Raw genomic sequence first — 5,195 nt, 5'->3', positions numbered from 1 at the left:
TCCCCCTGAATTTCTTCCCCACATATCCCCATTGGGCTGGGCGCACATTCTACTGACTGGCGAATATCTTTGGCACAAGGAACCGAAAGCTTAGGGTGTCATTTCGCCCTCAGCCGGAACCGACCCCACGATGTGGGTGACGGAAGACGAACACCGGCGGTTGCTTGAGCGGTGCGACGGAAAACAACTGGCGGCGTGGATGCGCCAGACCTGCCTTGATGAGAAACCGACACGCGCCGGCAGGCTCCCCTCGATTTCGCCGGCGCTGCTGCGTCAGCTTGCTGGCATGGGCAATAACCTGAACCAGATCGCCCGGAAAGTGAACGCCGGTGGTGCCGGTCATGACCGGGTGCAGATCGTGGCAGCGCTGATGGCGATCGATGCCGGTCTGGAACGGTTGCGGCATGCCGTACTGGAAAAAGGGCCGGACGATGATTGTTAAATTCCATCCACGGGGTCGCGGCGGGGGAGCCGGTCCGGTGGACTATCTTCTGGGTAAAGACCGGCAGCGTGAAGGTGCCAGCGTCCTGCAGGGGAAGCCGGAAGAAGTCCGGGAGCTGATTGATGCGTCGCCGTATGTGAAAAAATATACCTCCGGGGTGCTGTCATTCGCGGAGGCGGACCTGCCGCCGGGTCAGCGTGAAAAACTGATGGCCAGCTTTGAGCGGGTTCTGATGCCCGGACTCGATAAAGATCAGTACAGCATTCTGTGGGTGGAACACGCAGACAAGGGTCGTCTTGAGCTGAATTTTCTGATCCCCAATACCGAATTACTGACGGGGAAACGCCTCCAGCCGTATTACGATCGTGCCGACCGGCCGCGCATCGATGCGTGGCAGACAGTGGTCAACGGCAGGCTGGGGCTACATGATCCGAACGACCCGGAGAACCGGCGGGCGCTGGTCACGCCGTCAGGACTGCCAGAAACGAAGCAGGAAGCCGCGGAGACGATTACACGGGGTTTGCTGATGTTAGCCTCATCAGGAGAGCTGAAAACGCGTGATGACGTCACAGGGGCGCTCACAGCGGCCGGTTTTGAGGTGGTCAGAACCACAAAAAACAGTATCAGCATTGCCGACCCGGACGGGGGGCGAAATATCCGACTGAGGGGAGCCATTTATGAGCAGTCTTTTAACGGCCTCGAGGGACTTCGAGGAGAAATCGAAAGCACAGCAGCAGCTTACCGAAGAGAGGCTGAAAGCCGCATTCAGCAAGCACGAGAACGTTGTCAAATCGGAACTGAACGCAAGCGCGAAGAGAATCAACGACGCCATCAGCGCCCACGAACAGGGGATGAACGCGGCGATGCAGTCGAACCGGCTGAGCGTGCTGCGAATGGTCGGGCGGACGTGGCTGACCATCACCATGGTGTCAGGGCTGCTGTTCGCCAGCCTGAGCGGGGTGCTGTGGTACCAGGGGAACCGGATAGCGGCGAACCTGGCGGAAATCAGGCAGCAGAGAGATACGCTGTCGAAACTGCAGATGCAGACGTGGGGCGTGACCTATCTGGAGAACCGCAACGGACGGTTTCTGGTGCTGCCGGAGGGGATGAAAGCCGAAACGGGCCGGACGGTGGACAACAAGACGCGGAACGCGGTGAAGCTGGTACGGGAGTAGAGCAGAATGACGGAACTGGAAAAACAATTGCTGAGCGCGTTAGAGCAGCTACAGCAGGACTACTCGAGAAGGCTGGACGAGTGGGAGAGCGCCTTCGAGGAATGGCGGAAGATGTCTGGTCTTATGCAACGGGAGAACGCGGCGCTGAGCGAGCGCGTGTCGGGCTTGAGCAGGCAGGTGCAGAGTTTGAGCGAGCAGCTGCGCCGGTTATCGACAGGCTGAATGAGATTGATCAACAGCGATACGGGCAAAGAACGGAAAAGGAACCAGAGAAGACAGCAGATCTGGTACCGGAACGGCAACGCACATTATCTCATGGTGACAGGGAGTATGGAGACTGATAAACGCCCGTCTCAGGTGGCCTGAGCGTGACGGGGATCATGGCCATTTTCTGCGATTTCAGCACACAGAGAGTCTTTTTTAACCGAAATCACCGGCTATGCAGTGATGTGAATAAGTGATGCATATGCGTAAAATAAATCAGGTGCGTTTCTGGTGGTTTTCGGTGTACTTGCCACCACCTTTTGCCCGTCAGCCATCAGAAACGCCCTGAGGGCCTCCGGCGCGGTGCGGGTAAGGGATGTTATGGTAAAAAAAAAGTTAATGTATACTTTTTTGACGTCTCTTTTAAACTAAATTGACGTCCTGACGTCTAGTTAGTATTATTATTTTATATAAAAATACTGGATTTATAAACATGTCTTTGGCTCCTGGTGTTGTTCGTGACTCGATAATTGAATGTTTTTTAAGGCTTGGAAGAGAAGCTTCTATTGAGGAGATAACAAAAGCTGTTTATTTAAAAATTGGAAAAATTTCAAAGTCTTCTGTTCGCTCATATCTGAGTTTAAATACCCCAGGTCTGTTCGAGCGAGTAGACCGAGGTGTCTATCGCTTAAATGGTGATGCTGGTATTACTCCCTCCCTAGATTTGACGTCTTCACCTAAGACGGTTGGGAAATCGACGATTTTTTTTGACGATGCAATTGAATGGTTAAAAAGACAAAAAGATAATTCAATTCATGCAGTTGTAACTGATCCTCCTTACGGATTAGTCGAGTATACAAAACAACAGACTGAGAAACTAAGGGCAGGGAAAGGTGGTATTTGGAGAAAGCCACCTTCCTTTGATGGACATAAGCGAGCGCCATTACCTCGCTTTACGGTTTTGCGGGAAGAAGACCTCAGAAATATATCATTATTTTTCAAAGAACTATCCTCGCAAGTCGAAAGGGTGGTTGTTCCTGGCGGGAATATAGTTATCGCATCCAACCCTCTACTATCCCATATAGTCGCGGACTCTATGTCTACGTCTGGCTTAGAGCTACGAGGTTACATTGTACGTCAGGTTATGACCATGAGAGGTGGGGATAGACCCAAAAACGCCCATGATGAATTTGGAGATGTTTCTGTCATGCCTCGCTCTCAATGGGAACCATGGATAGTGTTGAGAAAGCCTCTAGATGGAAGGGTTCAGGATAATCTAAGAAAGTGGAAAACAGGTGGATTCAGGAGGATTTCAGCTGATAGGCCATTTGGCGACGTCATCAAATCTCATCCGACGCCAGCACACGAAAAAAAGATAGCGCCACATCCCTCATTAAAGCCGCAAAATTTCATGCGACAATTAGTGAGGGCAGTGCTTCCTTTGGGAGAGGGGATTATTCTCGATCCATTTATGGGGGGAGGCTCCACATTGGCAGCTGCAAATCATATAGGTTATGAGAGCATTGGAGTTGAAATAGACCGAGAGTTCTTTGATTTGGCGGAGAAGGCTATCCCCGCGCTATCAGCTCTTCCTAGCAAGGAAAATAACTAAACTAAGTCCTTGTAAACCCAGCTTTCTCTGAGCTTCTTCAACCCTTCTTTGTGAAGGGTTGCTGTTCTGGTTCCTAATGCACCACGATCATTACGACGGAAGTCATTTTCATCAACGTGGCAAAGATATACCTCGGTAAATTTCATCGACTTTCTGTCTGAGGCCGGTTCGGTCTCATTATCGACATTGTAGACAAATACGCACATCCATTGAGATCTGGCCCCGTGAGTATCGACTGCCCCCCCATTTTTCCGGGTGGTTTTTATTTCAATGCCTTCTTCTCCTGAGGAGATACTGTCATTCGGATACCTGCCCCTAACAACTAGGTCTGGATGTCCATTGAAATGCTTGTTTTCAACAAGCGATCTTGAAAATTTAGCGAGGGAAGCTGTGATCATATCTGATATGAGGCCAGACATAGCTGCTGGTCTCATCATGTCATCAAGCCTATGCAAACCTTTGTTTGATAGTAAGTTGTTCACATCATGGAAGAAGTCATAAATATCTTCCATCGCGTGCTCAAAATCACTAATCCTTAGCGAATACGGCAGATCGATCTCTGGGTTAAATCCCTGTCGATTAACTACTGACCTGTCTTGCATCTTAGTTCCTTGAATAAGATATAAAAGTTCGAAAGCTCTTTGTCATATCTTACCAAGAAGATCCTTGACGATCATTGTCGTTTGGGCGTAGCCTCTTGAAACGAAAAAACCGCCTGGGGAGGCGGTTTAATCGAAGGTTAAGTCAGTTGGGGAACTGCTTAACCAGGTAACTGGCTTGGTGGAGCGCAGATACCAAATACTGTCCTTCCAGTGTAGCCGCAGTCAGGTCACCACTTCAAGAACTCTCAATATCTAAATCCACCTTTTCAGTTACCAGTGGCTGCTGCCAGTGGCGCTTTTGCATGTCTTTCCGGGTTGGACTCAAGACGATAGTTACCGGATAAGGCGCAGCAGTCGGACTGAACGGGGGGTTCGTGCATACAGTCCAGCTTGGAGCGAACTGCCTACCCGGAACTGAGTGTCAGGCGTGGAATGAGACAAACGCGGCCATAACAGCGGAATGACACCGGTAAACCGAAAGGCAGGAACAGGAGAGCGCACGAGGGAGCTACCAGGGGGAAACGCCTGGGATCTTTATAGTCCTGTCGGGTTTCGCCACCACTGATTTGAGCATCAGATTCTGTGATGCTCGTCAGGGGGGCGGAGCCTATGGAAAAACGGCAACGCCGCATCCTTTTTTCTGGCCTTCCTGACGTGAGCGCTATTTCTTTCTCTCGTCACTCGTGAGCTGGTAACGCCCGCCGCAGTCTCACGGCAGGAGCGCAGCGACCGAGTGAGCGAGGAGGCGTCATACCCCCGGCACTACCATTATCTGCCTTACGCACCGTCGCTGCATGTCATCCCTGCCATATATAGCACTTTCGCTGATACCCATACCGATGCCACCATAGTAAGCCAGTATACACTCCGCTAGCGCTACGTGACTGGTTCAGGGCTGCGCCCCGAAACCCGCTAAAAACCACTGACGCGCCTGCGGCTTGTCCAACCCCGCGCCGACCGGGAAAGGCTTTCCCGTCCGTCACGGGGTTATCAGGAGGCGATTCTGGCAGATAAACGCAACAAGATGCTCACGATGGGGTCGGTTCCGGCTGAGGGCGAAATGACACCCTAAGCGTTAGCTCTGTGTCGTTGCACGATGTCAGCGACGGTATTCTTGCTGATACCGAGCTCGCGTGCGATCCAGCGATAGCTGCGTCCCT

Annotated in this window: 6 protein-coding genes; 4 read left to right on the top strand and 2 right to left on the bottom strand. The window is 51.7% G+C overall.

Annotated features, from left to right (window positions below):
* Positions 1-130 precede the first annotated feature (130 nt).
* The 4 genes from ACHHZ7_RS25000 (at position 131) to ACHHZ7_RS24985 (ending at position 3,433) form a co-directional block, all read left to right on the top strand.
* Entirely contained in the window at positions 131-442 is a 312-nt protein-coding gene (locus tag ACHHZ7_RS25000; protein ID WP_020804102.1) for a MobC family plasmid mobilization relaxosome protein, read from the top strand.
* Positions 443-1,119: 677 nt separating this feature from the next.
* The gene (locus tag ACHHZ7_RS24995; protein ID WP_020325392.1) at positions 1,120-1,617 is read left to right on the top strand and encodes an MbeB family mobilization protein; all 498 of its coding nucleotides are present in this window, start codon (positions 1,120-1,122) and stop codon (positions 1,615-1,617) included.
* Between the two features lie 6 nt (positions 1,618-1,623).
* Positions 1,624-1,839, top strand: coding sequence for an MbeD family mobilization/exclusion protein (locus tag ACHHZ7_RS24990; protein ID WP_015328239.1), 216 nt, complete (start codon positions 1,624-1,626; stop codon positions 1,837-1,839).
* Between the two features lie 475 nt (positions 1,840-2,314).
* Positions 2,315-3,433: a DNA methyltransferase gene (locus ACHHZ7_RS24985; protein WP_080917352.1), complete on the top strand. Its 1,119-nt coding sequence runs from the start codon at positions 2,315-2,317 to the stop codon at positions 3,431-3,433.
* Here the strand turns inward: ACHHZ7_RS24985 and ACHHZ7_RS24980 are convergent.
* Together ACHHZ7_RS24980 and ACHHZ7_RS24975 are read right to left on the bottom strand one after the other, a co-directional pair.
* Positions 3,430-4,035 (bottom strand): hypothetical protein, encoded by a 606-nt coding sequence (locus ACHHZ7_RS24980; protein WP_047715645.1) that lies wholly within the window; start codon positions 4,033-4,035, stop codon positions 3,430-3,432. The two genes, ACHHZ7_RS24985 and ACHHZ7_RS24980, sit on opposite strands and share 4 nt — an antisense overlap.
* 266 nt (positions 4,036-4,301) lie before the next feature.
* A complete protein-coding gene (locus tag ACHHZ7_RS24975) occupies positions 4,302-4,415 on the bottom strand; it encodes a hypothetical protein (protein ID WP_032634168.1) in 114 nt (37 codons plus the stop codon).
* Between the last annotated feature and the right edge of the window lie 780 nt (positions 4,416-5,195).

This window comes from Citrobacter freundii complex sp. 2024EL-00216 (assembly GCF_043945515.1).
GTDB lineage: Bacteria > Pseudomonadota > Gammaproteobacteria > Enterobacterales > Enterobacteriaceae > Citrobacter > Citrobacter portucalensis.
Note: the sequence above shows the minus strand (reverse complement) of the source record. Positions and strands in the feature narration are given on the sequence as shown.